This window comes from Rhizobium sp. UGM030330-04, assembly GCF_003208455.1.
Classification (GTDB): domain Bacteria; phylum Pseudomonadota; class Alphaproteobacteria; order Rhizobiales; family Rhizobiaceae; genus Agrobacterium; species Agrobacterium rhizogenes_A.
Genome location: NZ_QKML01000006.1, coordinates 155,453 through 173,792, shown reverse-complemented (window position 1 = coordinate 173,792; position 18,340 = coordinate 155,453). Strand labels below are relative to the sequence as shown.

The 18,340-nt window shown below is 61.4% G+C and carries 15 protein-coding genes; 8 read left to right on the top strand and 7 right to left on the bottom strand.

What is annotated here, in order from left to right; translation table 11 throughout:
- Positions 1-6 precede the first annotated feature (6 nt).
- From gpmI to N434_RS11365, 6 genes are all read right to left on the bottom strand, one after another.
- Positions 7-1,524 carry a 2,3-bisphosphoglycerate-independent phosphoglycerate mutase gene (gene gpmI / locus N434_RS11395; protein WP_110757808.1) on the bottom strand — a complete coding sequence of 506 codons (1,518 nt, stop codon included), beginning with the start codon at positions 1,522-1,524 and terminating at the stop codon, positions 7-9.
- A gap of 286 nt (positions 1,525-1,810) precedes the next feature.
- Positions 1,811-3,082, bottom strand: coding sequence for a dihydrolipoamide acetyltransferase family protein (locus tag N434_RS11385; protein WP_110757805.1), 1,272 nt, complete (start codon positions 3,080-3,082; stop codon positions 1,811-1,813).
- Between the two features lie 2 nt (positions 3,083-3,084).
- Positions 3,085-4,098, bottom strand: a complete 1,014-nt coding sequence (locus N434_RS11380) for an alpha-ketoacid dehydrogenase subunit beta (RefSeq protein ID WP_065118089.1) — start codon at positions 4,096-4,098, stop codon at positions 3,085-3,087.
- Positions 4,099-4,101: 3 nt separating this feature from the next.
- Positions 4,102-5,340, bottom strand: coding sequence for a 3-methyl-2-oxobutanoate dehydrogenase (2-methylpropanoyl-transferring) subunit alpha (locus N434_RS11375; RefSeq protein ID WP_110757803.1), 1,239 nt, complete (start codon positions 5,338-5,340; stop codon positions 4,102-4,104).
- A gap of 176 nt (positions 5,341-5,516) precedes the next feature.
- Positions 5,517-6,644: an acyl-CoA dehydrogenase family protein gene (locus tag N434_RS11370; protein WP_110757801.1), complete on the bottom strand. Its 1,128-nt coding sequence runs from the start codon at positions 6,642-6,644 to the stop codon at positions 5,517-5,519.
- A 12-nt stretch (positions 6,645-6,656) separates the two neighbouring features.
- On the bottom strand, positions 6,657-7,820 hold the full coding sequence (locus N434_RS11365; protein WP_110758006.1) for an acetyl-CoA C-acyltransferase: 1,164 nt from the start codon (positions 7,818-7,820) through the stop codon (positions 6,657-6,659).
- Positions 7,821-8,003: 183 nt separating this feature from the next.
- Between N434_RS11365 and N434_RS11360 the strand changes: the two genes are divergently transcribed.
- The 8 genes from N434_RS11360 (at position 8,004) to panB (ending at position 16,889) form a co-directional block, all read left to right on the top strand.
- Positions 8,004-8,477, top strand: coding sequence for an Lrp/AsnC family transcriptional regulator (locus tag N434_RS11360; protein ID WP_077985119.1), 474 nt, complete (start codon positions 8,004-8,006; stop codon positions 8,475-8,477).
- Between the two features lie 75 nt (positions 8,478-8,552).
- Entirely contained in the window at positions 8,553-9,725 is a 1,173-nt protein-coding gene (locus tag N434_RS11355) for an isovaleryl-CoA dehydrogenase (protein ID WP_110757800.1), read from the top strand.
- A 7-nt stretch (positions 9,726-9,732) separates the two neighbouring features.
- On the top strand, positions 9,733-11,334 hold the full coding sequence (locus tag N434_RS11350) for a carboxyl transferase domain-containing protein (protein ID WP_110757799.1): 1,602 nt from the start codon (positions 9,733-9,735) through the stop codon (positions 11,332-11,334).
- A 7-nt stretch (positions 11,335-11,341) separates the two neighbouring features.
- A complete protein-coding gene (locus N434_RS11345) occupies positions 11,342-13,339 on the top strand; it encodes an acetyl/propionyl/methylcrotonyl-CoA carboxylase subunit alpha (RefSeq protein WP_110757798.1) in 1,998 nt (665 codons plus the stop codon).
- Position 13,340: 1 nt separating this feature from the next.
- Positions 13,341-14,267 (top strand): hydroxymethylglutaryl-CoA lyase, encoded by a 927-nt coding sequence (locus tag N434_RS11340; RefSeq protein ID WP_110757796.1) that lies wholly within the window; start codon positions 13,341-13,343, stop codon positions 14,265-14,267.
- Positions 14,257-15,033, top strand: coding sequence for an enoyl-CoA hydratase-related protein (locus N434_RS11335; RefSeq protein ID WP_110758004.1), 777 nt, complete (start codon positions 14,257-14,259; stop codon positions 15,031-15,033). Before N434_RS11340 ends, N434_RS11335 begins: the two co-directional genes overlap by 11 nt.
- Before the next feature lie 141 nt (positions 15,034-15,174).
- Positions 15,175-16,053 carry a pantoate--beta-alanine ligase gene (gene panC, locus N434_RS11330; protein ID WP_110757794.1) on the top strand — a complete coding sequence of 293 codons (879 nt, stop codon included), beginning with the start codon at positions 15,175-15,177 and terminating at the stop codon, positions 16,051-16,053.
- Positions 16,050-16,889 carry a 3-methyl-2-oxobutanoate hydroxymethyltransferase gene (gene panB / locus N434_RS11325; protein ID WP_110757792.1) on the top strand — a complete coding sequence of 280 codons (840 nt, stop codon included), beginning with the start codon at positions 16,050-16,052 and terminating at the stop codon, positions 16,887-16,889. Before panC ends, panB begins: the two co-directional genes overlap by 4 nt.
- 157 nt (positions 16,890-17,046) lie before the next feature.
- Here the strand turns inward: panB and rhaI are convergent, their stop codons facing one another.
- Positions 17,047-18,339: an L-rhamnose catabolism isomerase gene (rhaI, locus tag N434_RS11320; protein WP_110758003.1), complete on the bottom strand. Its 1,293-nt coding sequence runs from the start codon at positions 18,337-18,339 to the stop codon at positions 17,047-17,049.
- Between the last annotated feature and the right edge of the window lies 1 nt (position 18,340).

Below are 18,340 nucleotides of genomic sequence, written 5' to 3'. Positions count from 1 at the left end.
GTCTGATTACAGGTCGATCAGGCTCTTGCCCGTCATTTCCGGGGGCAGCGGCACGTTCATCAGTTGCAGCAGCGTCGGCGCAACATCGGCCAGAATACCGTCATGCACCTTGGCGCCTTCCGGGCCGCCAAAAAGGATCACCGGCACCGGATTGGTGGTGTGCGCCGTGTGCGGACCGCCGGTGACCGGGTCGACCATGGTTTCGCAATTGCCGTGATCGGCAATGACAAGCATCGCGCCACCGACCTTTTCAAGCGCGGCAACGACCGCGCCCAGACCGCGATCCACAGCTTCGCAGGCCTTGATCGCCGCCTGCAGGTCGCCGGTGTGGCCGACCATATCCGGATTGGCATAATTGGTGACGATGAGATCGTAACCCTTGCCGATCGCCTCGACGAATTTCTCGGTCACCTCGGGCGCGCTCATTTCCGGCTGCAGATCGTAGGTCGCAACTTTCGGGGATTTCGGCATGAAGCGGTCTTCGCCCACTTCCGGCTCTTCCTTGCCGCCATTCAGGAAGAAGGTGACATGCGGATATTTTTCCGTCTCGGCCAGGCGGAACTGTGTAAGCCCCTGCTTCGCCACCCATGCGCCGAGCGTGTTGACGATATCGCGCTTCGGATAAGCCGTGGTCATGAAATCATTGTGGCGGGTGGAATATTCCACCATGCCCAGAAGCGCCGAAAGGACGGGCTTTTCGCGCGGAAAACCGTCGAAATCATTGGCGCCGATGGCGAGCAGGATTTCGCGCGCGCGGTCAGCGCGGAAATTCAAGCAGAACAGGCCGTCGCCGGCCTTGAAACCGTCATAACCATCGATCACCGTCGGCAGGATGAATTCATCCGTGACATTGTTCTGGTAGCTCTGGGCGACGGCGCTCACCGCATCCCGCGCGCGTTCGCCCTTGCCGAGAACCATGGCGTCGTAGGCTTTCTCGACGCGCTCCCAGCGATTGTCGCGATCCATCGCATAATAACGGCCGATGACCGTGCCGATGCTGGCGCCTTCCGGCAGGCTTGCCACCAGCGCCGCCACAAAACCTTCAGCCGATTGCGGCGCGACATCGCGGCCATCGGTAATGGCATGGACCACCACCTTCAGACCCTGCGAGATCATCAGTTTCACAGCCGCCTGGCCGTGAACGATATGGCCATGAACGCCGCCATCGGAAACCACGCACATCAGATGCGCCACACCCCCCGCGGCCTTTACCTTTGCTGCGAACTCAAGCATCGCCGCATTGCGGAAAAAGCTGCCATCCTCGATTGCCAGATCGATCTGGCCGAGATCCATGGCGACGATGCGACCGGCGCCGATATTGGTGTGGCCGACTTCGGAATTGCCCATCTGCCCGGTGGGCAGGCCGACATTGGGGCCAAAGGTGGTCAGCGTCGCATTCGGGCAGGTGGCGAAAAGCCGGTCCATGGTGGGGGTGTTCGCCAGCGCCGGCGCGTTGCTGGATTTATCCTCGCTCAGCCCCCAGCCATCGAGAATAGTCAGGACAACGGGTTTGGGAATGCGCATGGGAGGACCTTCTTCTTCATTCGGTTGCCGGCGGACAGCGGACCGCCGGGCCCCGGAGCGCCCTCGTCCGCCACTATGATCATGATGAGAAAACATGCTTCTCGTTCTTCTCTTCTATACCCGAAGATGACGAACGCAAGCCTATACCGACAGCGAAACAGTTCCGTGAAGGTCGAAAACGGTGGCTTAAAATCGACCACCATTGGTATGGCACTCCTCCCCCCTCATTCCTGTGCTTGTCACAGGAATGAGGGCGTGAGGGAAGGGATGGGCCGGTCGCAGGCGCTCATTCTATGAAAATCAGCGCGGGCTTCTCCAACAGTGCCTTGACGGCCTGGATGAAGACCGCCGCATCCCACCCATCGACAACCCGGTGATCGAAGCTCGATGAGAGGTTCATCATCTTGCGCGGCACAAACCGCGTCCCATCCCAGACCGGCCGCGTCACGATCTTGTTGACGCCGATGATCGCCACTTCGGGGTGATTGATGATGGGTGTCGAAACGACACCGCCCAAGGCTCCCAGCGAACTGATGGTGATGGTGGAGCCCATCAGTTCTTCCCGATGCGCCGTGCCGGTGCGGGCGGCTTCGGCGACGCGTGCGACTTCGTCCGCACATTCCCAAAGGCCAAGCGTTTCCGTGTGACGCACGACCGGCACGGTGAGGCCCGACGGCGTCTGTGTGGCGATGCCGATATGAACCGCTTCATAGTGGCTGACGACACCTTTGTCGTCGTCAAAGGTGGCATTCATGCCGGGATGATCGGCAACGGCTTTCACCAGCGCGCGCATCAAAAACGGCAGGATCGTCAGCTTCGGCTGCCCGGAACGGCGGCTGCCGTTCATGGTCGCGCGCAAATCCTCCAGATCGGTCACGTCGACTTCTTCGACGTAGGTGATATGCGGAATGCGGGAGGCGGAAAGCACCATCTTCTCGGCAATCTTGCGCCTGAGCCCGGTCACCTTCACTTCCTCGACGGCGCTATCGTGGGGCGCTATCGGCTCGGGGCGTTCCGGCCTTCCCCGCACGGTTAAAAACCCGTCGAGATCGGCATGGGTGACATGCCCGTCCGGCCCCGTCCCCTTGACCTTAGTGAGATCAATATCGAGATCGTCGGCGCGCTGGCGGACGGCGGGAGATGCCAGCGGTTTGTGGTGCAGCTCGATCGCGGGTGCCGGCGGTGCCTCCTCGGTCTTGCGCGCTGGCGGCTGGGTTTCAACGGGTGGCGGCGTTTCCGTCATATCGGCAGGCGCTTCCGCCGCCTGGGCTTCCGCTTCTACTTCCGGCACGCTGCCATTGGGAGCGGCGGCGGCGACATCGGTTTCGATGCGAACCAGCGGCGCCTTCACCGGCACGGTGTTTCCGACGGTCACGGCAAGCCAGGTGACGACACCCGCCACCGGCGACGGGATTTCCACCGTCGCCTTGTCCGTCATCACCGCGGCCAGCACCATGTCCTCATGGACGATATCGCCCGGCTTGACATTCCATTCCACCAGTTCGGCTTCCGCCACGCCTTCACCGACATCGGGCATGGTAAGAACAAATTCCGCCATAATCAGGCCTCCATGACGTCGACAAGGGCGCGCCCGACACGGGCGGGTCCCGGAAAATAGTCCCACTCCTGCGCATGCGGGTAAGGCGTATCCCAGCCGGCGACGCGGACGACGGGAGCCTCAAGGTGATAAAAACAATGTTCCTGTACCAGCGACACCACTTCGGCCCCGAAGCCGGAGGTCAGCGTCGCCTCATGCACCATGACACAGCGGCCGGTCTTGGAAACGGACTTCACGATGGTATCGAGATCGAGCGGCAGCAGACTGCGAAGATCGATGATCTCGGCATCCACACCGGTTTCTTCCGCCGCCGCCAGCGCCACATGCACCATGGTGCCATAAGCGATGACGGTGACAGCGTTTCCGGGACGGCGTATCTCCGCCTTGCCGATGGGAATGGTGTAGTGCCCTTCCGGCACCTCGCCCATCTCGTGTTTGGACCAGGGCGTCACCGGCCGGTCGTGGTGCCCGTCGAAAGGGCCATTATAAAGCCGCTTCGGCTCCAGAAACATCACGGGGTCGGGGTCTTCGATGGATGCGATCAGCAACCCCTTGGCATCATAAGGATTGGAGGGAACAACTACCTTCAACCCGCAGACATGGGTGAAAAGCGCTTCCGGGCTCTGGCTGTGCGTCTGCCCGCCAAAAATGCCCCCGCCGGTCGGCATTCTCAGCACGATGGGGCAGGTGAAATCACCATTGGAGCGATAGCGAATGCGCGCCGCCTCCTGGGTGATCTGGTCATAGGCGGGATACATGTAATCGGCGAACTGGATTTCGACGCAGGGCCGCAAGCCATAAGCGGCCATGCCGATTGCCGTGCCGACAATACCGGATTCGCTGATCGGCGCATCGAAACAGCGGGTTTTTCCGTATTTTCCCTGCAACCCCTGCGTGGCGCGGAAGACGCCGCCGAAATAACCCACGTCTTCGCCGAACACCACGACATCGTCGCTGCGTTCCATGGAGACATCCATGGCGCTGCGGACGGCTTCGATCATCGTCATTCTTGCCATGTCTCACCACCCTGCCTTCTGGCGCTGGCGGACAAGATGCGGCGGCATCTCGGCGTAAACGCCTTCGAAAATATCCTTCTTCGGCGGTTTTTTGCCCTCATGCAGCGTGCCGTGGCTTTCCGCCTCACGTTGCGCTTCAAGCACTTCATCGACGATTTCCGCCTCCGCCTGCCGGTGCCGCTCCTCCGACCAGACGCCGCGCAGGATGAGATGTTTCTTCAATCGCAGAACCGGATCGCCCAGCGGCCAGGCATCGGATTCCGTCTTGGGGCGATAGGCACTCGGATCGTCCGAGGTGGAATGGGCGCCGACGCGATAGGTCACATATTCGATCAGCGTCGGGCCGAGATTGCGGCGTGCCCGCTCAACGGCCCAGCGCGCCACGGCATAAACGGCGAGATAATCATTGCCATCGACCCGAAGCGCCGGAATGCCAAAGCCCAGCCCGCGCGCCGCAAATGTGCCGGAACCACCGCGCGCGATGCCCTGAAAGGTGGAAATGGCCCATTGATTGTTGACGATATTGAGAATGACCGGGGCCTTGTAGGTGGAGGCGAAGACCAGCGCGGAGTGGAAATCCGACTCCGCCGTCGAACCGTCGCCAATCCACGCAGCCGCGATCTTCGTGTCGCCCTTGATGGCCGAGGCCATCGCCCAGCCAACCGCCTGCACATATTGTGTGGCGAGGTTGCCGGAGACGGTGAAGAAACCGTGCTCCTTTGAGGAATAAAGAACCGGCAATTGCCGCCCGTGCAGCGGGTCGAGCTCGTTGGAATAGATCTGGTTCATCATGGTGACGAGCGGATAGTCATCGGCGATCAATAGCCCGGCCTGCCGGTAGGTCGGGAAATTCATGTCGCCTTTGGAAAGCGCCTTGCGGAAGGCGCAACTGACGGCCTCCTCCCCCAGATGCTGCATGTAAAACGAGGTCTTGCCCTGCCGCTGCGCCATCAGCATGCGGGCATCGAAAGCCCGAAGCCGCATCATGTTTTTGAGGCCAACCAGCAATTCCTCGTCCGAAAGCAGCCCCGCCCACGGCCCGACAGCCTCGCCCTGATGATTGAGAACGCGGATGATCGAATAAGCGAGATCGCGCATGCTTTCCGGTGCGGCGTCCACCTCCGGGCGCGGCACGGTGCCGGCCTTCGGTATCTTCACATTGGAGAAATCCGGCTCCCCGCCGGGCCGCACCGCAGGCTCCGGAACATGCAGGCTGAGATGTGGCGTTTCGGTTATATCCATTCTACTCCTCCGGCGGGCTAGCGCGCCCCATAATTCCGTCATTCCGGCCTTGAGCCGGAATCCAGCCGACGCGCGTCTGCGCGGCGGGAAGGACTCTTTTCAGCCCGGGGACTTGGGCTGGCTGGATACCGGCTCAAGGCCGGTATGACGGAGGTTTTCCTTTCCAATCATCAGCCTCACAAATTCCGTGCGATCACCATGCGCTGGACATCGCTCGTCCCCTCGTAAATCTGGCAGATGCGTACATCGCGATAGATCCGCTCCACCGGATAATCCGCCATGTAGCCGTAACCGCCGTGAATCTGGATGGCGTCCGAGCAGACGCGTTCGGCCATTTCGGACGCGAAGAGCTTGGCCATCGAGGCCTCCGAAAGACAGGGCTCTCCCGCCTCCTTCAGCGCCGCCGCATGCAGCACCAGCTGCCGCGCCGCCGTAATCCGCGTTGCCATATCCGCGAGGCGAAACGCGACCGCCTGATGTTCGATGATCGCCTGTCCGAAAGCCTTGCGCTCGCGGGCATAATCCCGCGCCGCCTCGAAGGCCGCCTGCGCCATGCCGACCGCCTGTGCAGCGATGCCGATGCGGCCACCCTCCAGATTGGCAAGCGCGATGCGATAACCCTGCCCCTCTTCGCCCAGCCGCAATTCGACGGGGACCGCCATCTCGGTGAAGGCGATCTGGCAGGTATCGGACGAATGCAGGCCGAGCTTTTCCTCGACCCTTATCACCTCGTAACCCGGCGTATCCGTCGGCACGATGAAGGCGCTGATGCCCTTCTTGCCCGCCGCCGCATCGGTGACGGCAAAGACAATGACGACATCGCCATTTTTACCCGACGTGATAAATTGCTTCGCCCCATCAAGAATATAGCGATCGCCATCACGCCGGGCGCGGGTCTTCAGGTTGGAAGCATCGGAACCGGCCTGCGGTTCTGTCAGCGCAAAACCGCCGATCCATTCGCCGGAAGCGAGTTTCGGCAGGAAACGCTGTTTCTGGTCTTCCGTGCCGAATTTCAGGATCGGCACGCAGCCAACCGAATTATGGACGCTCATGATGGTGGAACAGGCCCCGTCACCGGCAGCAATTTCCTCCAGCGCCAAAGCATAAGCGACGGCACCGGTTTCCGACCCGCCATAATCCTCCGAGACCAGCATGCCGAGAAAACCGAGGTCTCCCATTTCCTTCAGTTCGTCTTTCGGGAACCGGCTTTCCCGGTCACGCGAAGCAGCCCCCGGGGTCAGCCGCTCGCGGGCGAAATCGCGGGCCATGTCCCTGATCTGCTGCTGGGCTTCGTTCAGGATCATCGCCGCCTCCCCTCAATGCCGCTCGATGCCGAGCGCGGTTGCTTCTCCGCCGCCGATACAGACTGCGGCCACGCCGCGCTTCAGCCCGTGACGCTGCAGGGCTGCCAGCAGGGTGACAACGATACGTGCGCCGGAAGCACCGATCGGATGGCCGAGCGCACACGCCCCGCCATGCACGTTCACCTTCTCATGCGGCAGATCGAGATCGCGCATTGCCGCCATCGCCACCACGGCAAAGGCCTCGTTGATTTCGAAGAGATCGACATCCCTCGCCGTCCAGCCGGTTTTATCGAACAGCTTTTTCATCGCGCCGATGGGAGCCGTTGGATATCCGGCGGGTGCATCCGCATGGGAGGCCTGACCAATAATGGTCGCCAGCGGCGAAAGACCCCGCCTTTCCGCTTCGGAGCGACGCATGAGAACGAGAGCGGCCGCACCATCGGAAATCGAGCTGGAATTGGCCGCCGTCACCGTTCCGCCATCGCGAAAGGCGGGCTTCAGCTGCGGGATTTTCTCCGGCCTTGCCTCGCCCGGCTGCTCATCCACGGCAACATCGCCGACAGGCGCTATTTCCGCTTCGAAGGCTCCCTCCGCTATGGCGCGTCGCGCCCGTTCCAGCGAGGCGAGCGCATAGTCATCCTGCATGGCGCGGGTGAATTGATAGGTTTCAGCGCAATCTTCCGCGAAATTGCCCATCAGCCGGCCCTTGTCATAGGCATCCTCGAGACCGTCGAGAAACATATGGTCGATGACCTTGCCATGACCGAGACGATAGCCATTTCGGGCGCGATCCAGCAGATAGGGCGCATTGCTCATGCTTTCCATGCCGCCCGCAAGCACGATGGAAGAGCTTCCCGCCGCGATCTGGTCATGGCCCAGCATGATCGCCTTCATGCCCGAGCCGCACATCTTGTTGATGGTCGTCGCACCAATCGAATTGGGAATGCCGGCCACAATGGCTGCCTGTCTGGCCGGCGCTTGCCCCTGCCCGGCCGTCAGCACACAGCCCATCAGCACATCGTCAACATCAGAAACCGGAACAGCGGCCCGTTCGACGGCCGCACGGATCGCCGCGGCCCCAAGATCGGGCGCAGCCACCGATTTGAATTCGCCCTGGAACCCACCCATAGCAGTACGGGCGGCCCCGACGATCACGACAGGGTCATGCACAGCCAAATTCACCTCCCTTGGGCATTCTCTCGCTTGAGAAAACGACCGTCATCGCGATCTCCTCCAGACCTCGAATGACATGAACGCTATCACCAACTCGAATTCATTTCAAAGCTATTTTGATTGACAGTTTTTTGATTGACGATATCTTTGATCCAACAATTAGTCATATCATAGAGCAAATGATCCATGATTGAGCTCGACAGTTTCGACCAGAAGATTCTGCATGTGCTCGGCGATGACGGGCGGGTGAGCTGGCGGGATCTCGCAGCCCGTATCGGTCTTTCCTTCACGCCGACGCTGCGCCGCGTGCGCAAGCTGGAAGAGGAAGGCATCATTCGCGGCTATACCGCCGTGTTCGATGAGAACCGGCTGCTCGGCAATATGGGTGTCTTCATCTCCGTCACGCTGGAGCGGCAGATCAAGGAAGCATTGACGACCTTCGAACACCACGTCGCCTCCATTCCCGAAGTCGTGGGCGGTTACCAGACCAGCGGCAGTTCCGATTACCTGATCCACGCCATGGTGCGGGACCTGCCGCATTATCAGGAGCTGCTGGATTTCCTGACCACGGTTCCCGGCGTGTCGCGCATCCAGTCCAATTTCGCCATCAAGACATTCGTGCGCCGTTCCGCCGCCTTCACCGGGGGTGACGCGCCGTAATCAAGGGCTGCCGGCGCGGAGGAGGTGCCGGCTGCCGACAAAAGGGACGGCCTGCCGTCCGGAGGAGGAGACGCGATGAGTTTGAACCTCGCCGCCATTTTCGATGCCGATCTCGGCCCGGAAATCGCAGCATTGCGCGACAGCGCAAGCGCATTCGCAGACGATAAAATCGCCCCGCTGGCGGCGGAGATCGACCGCGACGACCGTTTTCCACGCAAGCTCTGGCCGGAAATGGGCCAGCTCGGGCTGCACGGCATTACCGTTTCGGAAGAGTTCGGCGGTGCCGACATGGGCTATCTCGCCCATTGCGTGGCGATGGAGGAGATAAGCCGGGCTTCCGCTTCCATCGGCCTTTCCTACGGCGCCCATTCCAACCTCTGCATCAACCAGATTCACCGCTGGGGAACGGATGAGCAGAAGCACAGATATCTGCCGAAACTCGTCTCCGGTGAACATGTCGGTTCTCTCGCCATGAGCGAGACGGAAGCCGGTTCGGATGTCGTCTCCATGCGGCTGAAGGCGGAACGCAGGGGCGACCGCTATGTGCTGAACGGCGCGAAGATGTGGATCACCAACGGTCACGAGGCCGATACACTGGTGGTCTACGCCAAGACGGATATGTCCGCCGGCCCGCGCGGCATCACCGCTTTCCTGATCGAAAAAGGCTTCAAGGGGTTTCGCCCGGCCCAGAAACTCGACAAGCTCGGCATGCGCGGCTCACCCACGTCAGAACTGGTGTTCGAGGATTGCGAGGTGCCGGAAGAAAACATTCTCGGACGCCTCAATGACGGCGTGACGGTGCTGATGAGCGGGCTGGATTACGAGCGCGCCGTGCTGGCCGCCGGCCCCGTCGGTATCATGCAGGCGGCCATCGATCTGGTGCTGCCCTATGCCCGCGAGCGCAAGCAATTCGGCAAGGCTATCGGCGAATTCCAGCTGGTGCAGGGCAAGCTCGCCGATATCTACTCGTCCATGAATGCATCCCGCGCCTATGTCTATGCGGTGGCCCGGGCCTGCGACAATGGCCGCATCACGAGGCAGGACGCCGCTGGCGCAATCCTCTTTGCCGCCGAGCGGGCGACACAGGTGGCGCTGGATGCGATCCAGCTTCTCGGCGGCTCCGGCTATGTCAATGAAAGCCCGGCCGGACGGCTGCTACGCGACGCCAAGCTTTACGAGATCGGTGCCGGCACCAGTGAAATCCGGCGGATGCTGATCGGCCGCGAACTGGTCAAGGGCAACGGGTGAGGACGCGATGAAGCTTACTTCCAGTCTGAACCGCGACCCCACCTTTGCTGCCAATGTCGATTTCATGTCGGGGCTGGTCGATGACCTGCGCCAGCACGTCGAAAAAATCTCCAGAGGCGGCGGCGAAAAGGCCCGCGAACGGCATCTTTCCCGCGGCAAATTGCTGGCGCGTGATCGCATCGAAGCGCTTCTCGATCCCGGCAGCCCGTTTCTGGAATTGTCGCAATTTGCAGCTTACGAGGTCTATGAGGAACCCGTTCCCGCCGCTGGCATCGTCACCGGCATCGGCCGGGTCTCGGGCCGGGAATGCGTGATCGTTGCCAATGACGCGACGGTGAAGGGCGGCACCTATTATCCGCTGACGGTAAAGAAACATCTGCGCGCGCAGGAAATCGCCACTGAGAACCGCCTGCCCTGCATCTACCTCGTGGATTCCGGCGGCGCGAACCTGCCCAATCAGGATGAAGTGTTTCCCGACCGCGATCATTTCGGCCGCATCTTCTACAATCAGGCCAATATGTCGGCGCAGGGTATCGCCCAGATCGCCGTGGTGATGGGCAGTTGCACGGCGGGCGGGGCCTATGTGCCTGCCATGAGCGACCAGTCCGTGATCGTCAAAAATCAGGGCACGATCTTTCTCGGCGGCCCGCCGTTGGTGAAGGCGGCAACCGGCGAGGTGGTGAGCGCGGAGGAGCTGGGCGGTGCGGATGTGCATTCCCGCCAATCCGGCGTCACCGATCATTATGCCCACGACGACCGCCATGCGCTGGCGCTGACCCGGCGGATCGTCTCCACCCTCAACCGCCGCAAGCAGGTGGAGCTGGATATCCGCGAACCCGCAGACCCGCTTTACTCGCCCGACGAGCTTTACGGCATCGTTCCTGCCGACACGCGCAAACCCTTCGAGGTGCGCGAGATCATTGCCCGACTGGTGGATGGTTCCGAATTTGACGAGTTCAAGGCGCTTTACGGCACGACGCTCGTCTGCGGTTTCGCCCATATCCATGGCTATCCCGTTGGCATCATCGCCAATAACGGTATCCTTTTTTCGGAATCGGCGCTGAAGGGCGCGCATTTCATCGAACTCTGCTGCCAGCGCGGCATCCCGCTGGTTTTCCTGCAAAACATCACCGGCTTCATGGTCGGCAAGGCCTATGAGGCTGGTGGTATCGCCAAGGATGGCGCAAAGCTCGTGACTGCGGTCGCTTCAGCCAAAGTGCCGAAATTCACCGTCATCATCGGCGGCTCCTTCGGGGCCGGCAATTACGGCATGTGCGGGCGAGCTTATTCGCCACGCTTCCTGTGGATGTGGCCGAATGCCCGCATTTCCGTGATGGGCGGCGAACAGGCGGCCTCCGTTCTGGCGCAAATCCGCCGCGACGGCATCGAGGCCGATGGCCGCCACTGGTCGAAGGAAGGCGAAGAGGCGTTCAAGCAGCCGATCCGGGAAAAATACGAGCGGGAGGGACATCCCTATTATGCCAGCGCAAGGCTGTGGGACGATGGCATCATCGACCCGAAGGATACCCGCCTCGTACTCGGCCTTGGCCTGTCCGCCGCACTCAACGCACCGATTGAACCCACCCGTTTCGGCATATTCAGGATGTGAGGCGACCATGTTCTCGAAAATACTGATCGCCAACAGGGGCGAAATCGCCTGCCGCATCATCCGCACCGCCGCCACGATGGGCATCCGCACAGTGGCAGTCTATTCGGATGCCGACCGAAACGCCATGCATGTGGCGCTGGCCGATGAGGCCATCGCCATCGGCCCCGCGCCGGCGCGCGCCTCCTATCTCGATGCGGAAAAAATCATCGCGGCTGCAAAAACAACCAGCGCGGAGGCGATCCATCCGGGTTACGGCTTTCTCTCCGAAAATGCCGCGTTCGCCGAAGCCTGTGCTGCCGCCGGCCTCATTTTCATCGGCCCACCGCCGCAGGCAATCCGCGCCATGGGTGGGAAAAGCGAGGCGAAGGCACTGATGACGGAGGCGGGTGTTCCCATCGTTCCCGGCTATCACGGCGATGAGCAGGACGAGAAACGGCTGGCGAGCGAGGCAGAAAAGATCGGTTATCCGGTGCTGCTCAAGGCCTCAGCCGGCGGCGGCGGCAAGGGCATGCGTATCGTCCGGCAAAAGCGCGACTTCGCAGCGGAGCTTGCGGGTGCAAAACGCGAAGCGCTGGCCGCCTTCGGCAATGACCGCATGCTGATCGAAAAATACCTTGAACGGCCGCGCCATGTGGAAGTGCAGGTCTTTGCCGACGGCCACGGCAAGTGTGTTTCGCTTTTCGAGCGCGACTGCTCGATCCAGCGCCGGCACCAGAAGGTCATAGAGGAAGCCCCTGCCCCCGGCCTGCCCGATGCGCTTCGCCAGCGCATGTATGAAGCGGCGGCCGCCGCCGCCCGCGCCATCGATTATCGCGGCGCGGGAACCGTGGAATTCCTGCTCGACCCTTCCGGCGACTTCTATTTCATGGAAATGAATACGAGGCTTCAGGTCGAGCATCCGGTCACGGAATATATTACCGGTCTCGATCTGGTCGAATGGCAGATCCGCGTCGCCAATGGAGAGGCCCTGCCGGAAGACTGGGCCGGTCTCAGCATAAACGGCCATGCCATCGAGGCGCGGATTTATGCCGAGGACCCGGCGCATGATTTCCTGCCGTCGATCGGCACGGTCAGCCATCTCGTTTTTCCCGATGAGGGCCCGCATCTCCGGATCGACAGTGGCATCCGCGCCGGCGACGCCATCACCGTGCATTACGATCCGATGATCGCCAAGCTGATCGTCTGGGATCAAGACCGACCTGCCGCCGTGCGGCGGCTGCGGCTGGCGCTGGAAAAACTGGCGATCTGTGGCGTCACCAGCAATGTCGCCTTTCTGGCGCGGCTTGCGAGGCTCGAGAGTTTCGCGGCGACCGATCTCGATACCGGCTTCATCGCCCGCAACGAGGCGGCACTATTCACCCCCGCAGCCATCGGCGGGAGCGAGATCGCCGTAGCCGCGCTTGGCCTTCTTCTTTCGCGACAGAAAATGGCCAGGACGAGTTCTCTGCCATCGGCCGATCCCTATAGCCCATGGAACAGCACCAGCGCTTTCCGCCTGAATGCACCGGCGCGGGAAACCCTGAATTTCACTCTCGACCATCGGTCGCGCACAGTTGCCGTTACCCATGAGGAGGACGGGTCTTCAATGGAGATTGACGGCGGGACGATCCGCATCGGCGGCAATCTCGCGGAGAATGGCAAGCTGCATGCGGTCATCGATGGCAGGCAGAGGCAGGGCTATTTTTTCGCCGAAGACAGCGGCCATACGCTTTTTCTGGACGGCGAGCACTATCGCATCAGCCAGCCGGACCCCGTCGATATAGCCGACGCCACCATCCACACCGGTGGTCTGGAGGCGCCCATGCCGGGCGTTATCCGTGCTTTGCTCAGCCAGAAAAGTGCGCTCGTCGAAGCCGGCGAGGCACTGGTTGTGATGGAGGCGATGAAAATGGAGCACACGATCCGTGCCCCGGCGAAAGGTATCGTCGCCGCCATCAACTGTGCCGAAGGCGATATGGTGGCAGCCGGTGCGGTGCTGGTGGATTTCGAGCCGGAGGGCGCGTGACATGAGCTGGCCTGAAACCGTCAAAATCGTCGAGGTGGGCGCGCGTGACGGCCTGCAGAACGAAAGCACCGAAGTTCCCGTCGCCATCAAGATCGAACTGATCGAGCGGCTCGCAGCAGCAGGCCTGCCGGCGGTCGAGGCGGGCGCTTTCGTTTCACCCAAGAGAGTTCCGCAGATGGCGGGTTCGACGGCGGTGTTTCAGGGTCTAAGACAGCAGCACGGCACAGCCTATCCGGCGCTCGTTCCCAATATGAAAGGTTTCGAGGCGGCCATTGAAGCCGGCGTGACGGAAATCGCCGTTTTCGTCTCCGCATCCGAAGGCTTCAGCCAGCACAATATTGGCTGTTCGCGTTCGGAAAGCCTTGAGCGTCTGCGCAATGTTGCGGAAGCTGCGGCCAGCCGAAACACTCTGATGCGCGGATACGTCTCTTGTATCGCCGGTTGCCCCTATGATGGTGCTATCGCACCCAATGAGGTGGCGGCAATGGCCGATGCCCTTGTCGCCATGGGGTGTTACGAAATTTCGCTCGGCGATACGATCGGCGTCGGCGCAGCCAGCCAAATCCGCAACCTCATCGAACATGTATCGGCCCGCATCCCGCGTGAAAAAATCGCCATGCATTTCCATGACACCTATGGGCAGGGCGTCGCCAATGTTCTGGCCTCGCTTGAGGAAGGCATCGCCGTTTTCGACAGTTCCGTTGCCGGGCTGGGTGGCTGCCCCTTTGCGCCGGGGGCGAGCGGCAATGTCGCCACCGAAGATGTCGTTTATCTTCTGCAGGGACTTGGCATCAAAACCGGTATCGACCTGATGGCGGTGGCGAAGACCGGTGACTGGATCAGCCGGCATCTCGGCAGGCCAAACGCGGCGCGCGCCGGAAAAGCGCTGCTTGCCGCAAAACAGGAGGATGACCTGCATGGCGGATGAGTTGTTACGCGAAACACGCAAGGATGTTCTGTGGCTGACGCTCAACCGGCCCGGGGTGCACAACGCCCTCAATGCCGCCATGACCGATGCGCTCACGGATGCCATCCGCGCTGCATCCGGTGACCGCAATCTGCGCGCCGTGGTGATGACGGCAGCGGGAGATCGCAGTTTCTGCTCGGGAGCCGATCTCAAGGAAAGCGCCGGTGGCATGTTCCTTTCGCGCGATGGAACAAACCCCATTGCCGATGTGATGCGTGCCATCGAGCGATGCGAAAAACCCGTCATTGCCCGCATCAATGGCCGGGTCCTGGCTGGCGGGCTAGGCCTCATTGCCGCCTGCGATCTTGCCTATGCCGCCGAGCACGCCGAATTTGGTCTGCCGGAAGTGCGGGTCGGACTTTTCCCGGCCATGGTGGCGGCGAAGCTTCTGGCGAAGATGCCCTTGGGCGGACTTCAGGAAATGGCCTATCTCGGCCAGCCGGTCAGCGCTGCGGAGGCAAAACGCCTTGGCCTCGTCAATCGCACCGCACCTGCGGCCGAACTCGACGGCGTGATCGAGGATGTTCTCGCAAAGCTGCGACAGAATGCGCCGGGCGCCATCGCAGCCGGAAAGGCAGCTTTGCTGGCGATGCGCGACATACCGTCCGATGAGCGGCTGGCCTTTGCCGAAGGCGTCATCGCAACAATCAGCGGCAGCGATGAGGCACGTGAGGGACGGCAGGCCTTTGCAGAAAAGCGACTGCCCGGATGGGCCGTGGAGGCCTGAACCACCCCCGTTCCACAGCAATCGTCGCCTCCTGCGGCGTTAATCGATATAATACAAGCCGCCGCGTTGACCCTGTTCAGCAAATCGCGTTCTATCCAGCACCTTTCGCCTGATGGCGATCGGGCAGCCGGAGGAGACCCCATGCGCCTTGTAAAAACCGTCGCCGAATTGCGGGGTGCGATTGCCGCCTTTCGCCGCGAGGGCAAGACCGTCGGCTTCGTGCCGACCATGGGTTTTCTCCATATCGGCCACCTCACACTCGTTGCCCAAGCCAAGGCAGAAAACGATGTGACGGTGGTTTCCATCTTCGTCAACCCGCTGCAATTCGGTGCGAATGAAGATCTGGCGCGTTACCCGCGTGACCTCGCCCGCGACAGCACGCTGCTGGAAGAGGCGGGCGTCGATATTCTTTTCGCGCCCGAGGTGGCGGAGATGTATCCGCGACCGATGTCGACCGTCGTGGATGTGCCGGAACTGGGCAGCCAGCTGGAAGGCGCGGTGCGGCCGGGGCATTTTGCCGGCGTCACCACCGTCGTGACCAAGCTCTTTAACCTCGTCCAGCCGGACGCGGCCTATTTCGGCGAAAAGGACTATCAGCAGGTAACGCTGATCCGCCGCATGGTGGAAGACCTTGCCCAACCGGTGCGGGTCGTGCCGGTCGCGACGGTGCGGGAGGCGGATGGTCTCGCCTGCTCCTCGCGCAATGTTTATCTGACCCCCGAGCAACGCGCTGCCGCCGTGATCGTGCCTCACGCGCTTGAAGAAGCGAACCGGCTTTATGACCAGGGCCTCGACGATCCCGCCGCCCTGGAAGCGGCGATAGAAAAATTTATCGCCTCTGAACCACTGGCTTTGCCGGAGGTCGTTGCGGTGCGCGATCCCGATACGCTGGCGCCGGTTACCTCCGTGCAGGCGGGACCCGTGCTGGTGGCGCTGTTCGTGCGCTTCGGCAGCACGCGCCTACTCGACAACCGCGTCATCGGCCGCGACAGAACTGAAAAAAGAGAGGCTGCCCAATGAGCACCCATGGAAAACTGAAGCGGCTGACGACAGCCTCCATCCGCCAGATGAAAGGCGAGGCGCGCATCGTCTGCCTCACCGCCTATACGACGCCGATTGCCCGCCTGCTCGACCCGCATTGCGACCTGCTGCTGGTGGGCGATTCCCTCGGCATGGTGCTTTACGGCATGGATACGACGGTTGGCGTGACGCAGGATATGATGATCGCCCACGGTCGCGCCGTCATGCGCGGCGTCAACCGAGCCTGCGTCATCGTCGATCTTCCCTTCGGCACCTATCAGGAATCAAAAGAACAAGCCTTCCGCAACGCCGTGCGGCTGATGCAGGAAACCGGCTGCGACGGCGTGAAGCTGGAAGGCGGCGAAGAAATGGCGGAGACAATCGCCTTTCTGGTGGCCCGTGGCATACCGGTTTTTGGCCATGTCGGCCTGATGCCGCAGCTTGTCCACACCGCGGGCGGCTTCCGCTCGCTCGGCCATTCGGATGCGGAAACGCAAAAGATCTGGCGTGATGCGATTGCGGTCGATCAGGCGGGCGCCTTCGCCATCGTCGTGGAAGGCACAGTCGAGCCGCTTGCCCGCGAGCTGACCGAGAAACTTTCCGTCCCCACCATCGGCATCGGCGCATCACCGGCCTGCGACGGACAGGTGCTCGTCTCCGACGACATGCTTGGCCTGTTTTCCGATTTCAAACCGAAATTCGTCAAACGTTTTGCTGATCTTGCTGCGGCGGTTTCGGAAGCAACCGCTGCTTATGCCGACGAAGTTCGCTCAGGGGCATTTCCGGGGCCGGAGCATACGTTTCAGGTGCGCCGGCAATCGCCTTCGGGGAAATAACACCATATTTCCGTCATGCCGGACTTGATCCGGTATCCAGCCACGGCGCGTCTGCGCCGTGAAAAGAGTCTTTTTCGATCAATGACTTGATCGCACTGGACCCCGGATCAAGTCCGGGGTGACGGGTGTTGGGGAGGTCCCCCAAAAAACAACGTCCCTACACAATACCACCGCTCCCACCAACCGAAGCCGGCCGTTCCGCCGCCACCCGCTTGCGATAACCGCTCGCCCGATAGGTCGCGATAGGATCGATAGCGCCGCCGGCCAATTGCCGGGCCTGCGCGAGGATGGGCTCTACATCAGTGCGATAAGCCCGTTTCAGCGTATCAGAAGCCAGCAGGGCATCATTTTCCTGCTGATAGCCGTCGAGAGCCACACGATCCACCAGCAATGCCTGCGCATAAGCACGGCGGATTTCATTGGCGCTGGAGATCAGGCTTTCAATCGGGTCCGTCACATTATGCGACTGATCGATCATGTGGGCCGGATGGAAACCTTTCACGCCGCGATATTCCGCATCCACCAGCTCGTTGAAGACGAGGAACAGGCGGTAAGGTTCTATTGAACCGGCATCCAGATCGTCATCGCCATATTTGCTGTCGTTGAAGTGGAAACCGCCGAGCTTGCCGAACTGGATGAGCCGGGCGACGATCATTTCGATATTGGTGTTCGGCGCATGGTGGCCGAGGTCGACGAGGCAGAAGGCCTTTTCGCCGAGCGTATTGGCGATGAGGTAATTGGTACCCCAGTCCTGCACGACGGTGGAATAGAAGGCAGGCTCGTACATCTTGTGTTCGGAGAAAATGCGCCAGTCATCCGGCAGCGCCTTGTAGATATCGGCCATGCCGGCAAGATAACGCTCGAAACTTCTGGTGAAATTGCTCTGGCCGGGGAAGTTGGAGCCGTCACCCACCCACACCGTCAGCGCCTTGGAGCCGATGGCATTGCCGATCTCAATGCACTCTATGTTGTGCTCGACGGCCTGCCGGCGAGTGGCGGCGTCCGTGTGGCTGAGCGAACCGTATTTGTAGGAATGGCTTTGGCCGGGCGCATCCGAAAACGTGTTGGAATTCATGGCGTCGAAGCCGAGACCCAGCGCATCGGCATGGGCCCTCAGCCGCTTCGGGTCTTCCTTGTCCCACGGAATATGCAGGGAGACGTTTGGTGTAGCCCGCGTCAGCTGGTTGATGACGGCGCAATCATCCAGCTTGTCGAAAATGCCGCGCGGCTCGCCCGTGCCGGGAAAACGGGCAAAGCGGGTGCCGCCGGTGCCGACGCCCCAGGAGGGCACGGCGACGAAAAATTCCGCCACCCTGGCCGTAACGGCATCGATATCGATGTTACGGCGCGCAAGCTGGTTGCCCAGCGCCTGATAGTCGTCTTTCTGTGCGCCGGCGCGCTTTTCGTTTTCAGCCGCGATCACATCGGCGGCGATTTTCGTCTCAGCCATC

Excerpts from the sequence above, each read along its gene's own strand:
- panB (WP_110757792.1), top strand. The coding sequence starts at position 16,050 with ATGAGCACCCATGGAAAACTGAAGCGGCTGACGACAGCCTCCATCCGC.
- N434_RS11350 (WP_110757799.1), top strand. The coding sequence starts at position 9,733 with ATGAAGCTTACTTCCAGTCTGAACCGCGACCCCACCTTTGCTGCCAAT.
- N434_RS11375 (WP_110757803.1), bottom strand. The coding sequence starts at position 5,340 with ATGGATATAACCGAAACGCCACATCTCAGCCTGCATGTTCCGGAGCCT.
- N434_RS11385 (WP_110757805.1), bottom strand. The coding sequence starts at position 3,082 with ATGGCGGAATTTGTTCTTACCATGCCCGATGTCGGTGAAGGCGTGGCG.
- rhaI (WP_110758003.1), bottom strand. The coding sequence starts at position 18,339 with ATGGCTGAGACGAAAATCGCCGCCGATGTGATCGCGGCTGAAAACGAA.
- N434_RS11360 (WP_077985119.1), top strand. The coding sequence starts at position 8,004 with ATGATTGAGCTCGACAGTTTCGACCAGAAGATTCTGCATGTGCTCGGC.
- N434_RS11355 (WP_110757800.1), top strand. The coding sequence starts at position 8,553 with ATGAGTTTGAACCTCGCCGCCATTTTCGATGCCGATCTCGGCCCGGAA.
- panC (WP_110757794.1), top strand. The coding sequence starts at position 15,175 with ATGCGCCTTGTAAAAACCGTCGCCGAATTGCGGGGTGCGATTGCCGCC.
- N434_RS11380 (WP_065118089.1), bottom strand. The coding sequence starts at position 4,098 with ATGGCAAGAATGACGATGATCGAAGCCGTCCGCAGCGCCATGGATGTC.
- N434_RS11340 (WP_110757796.1), top strand. The coding sequence starts at position 13,341 with ATGAGCTGGCCTGAAACCGTCAAAATCGTCGAGGTGGGCGCGCGTGAC.
- N434_RS11335 (WP_110758004.1), top strand. The coding sequence starts at position 14,257 with ATGGCGGATGAGTTGTTACGCGAAACACGCAAGGATGTTCTGTGGCTG.
- N434_RS11345 (WP_110757798.1), top strand. The coding sequence starts at position 11,342 with ATGTTCTCGAAAATACTGATCGCCAACAGGGGCGAAATCGCCTGCCGC.
- N434_RS11370 (WP_110757801.1), bottom strand. The coding sequence starts at position 6,644 with ATGATCCTGAACGAAGCCCAGCAGCAGATCAGGGACATGGCCCGCGAT.
- gpmI (WP_110757808.1), bottom strand. The coding sequence starts at position 1,524 with ATGCGCATTCCCAAACCCGTTGTCCTGACTATTCTCGATGGCTGGGGG.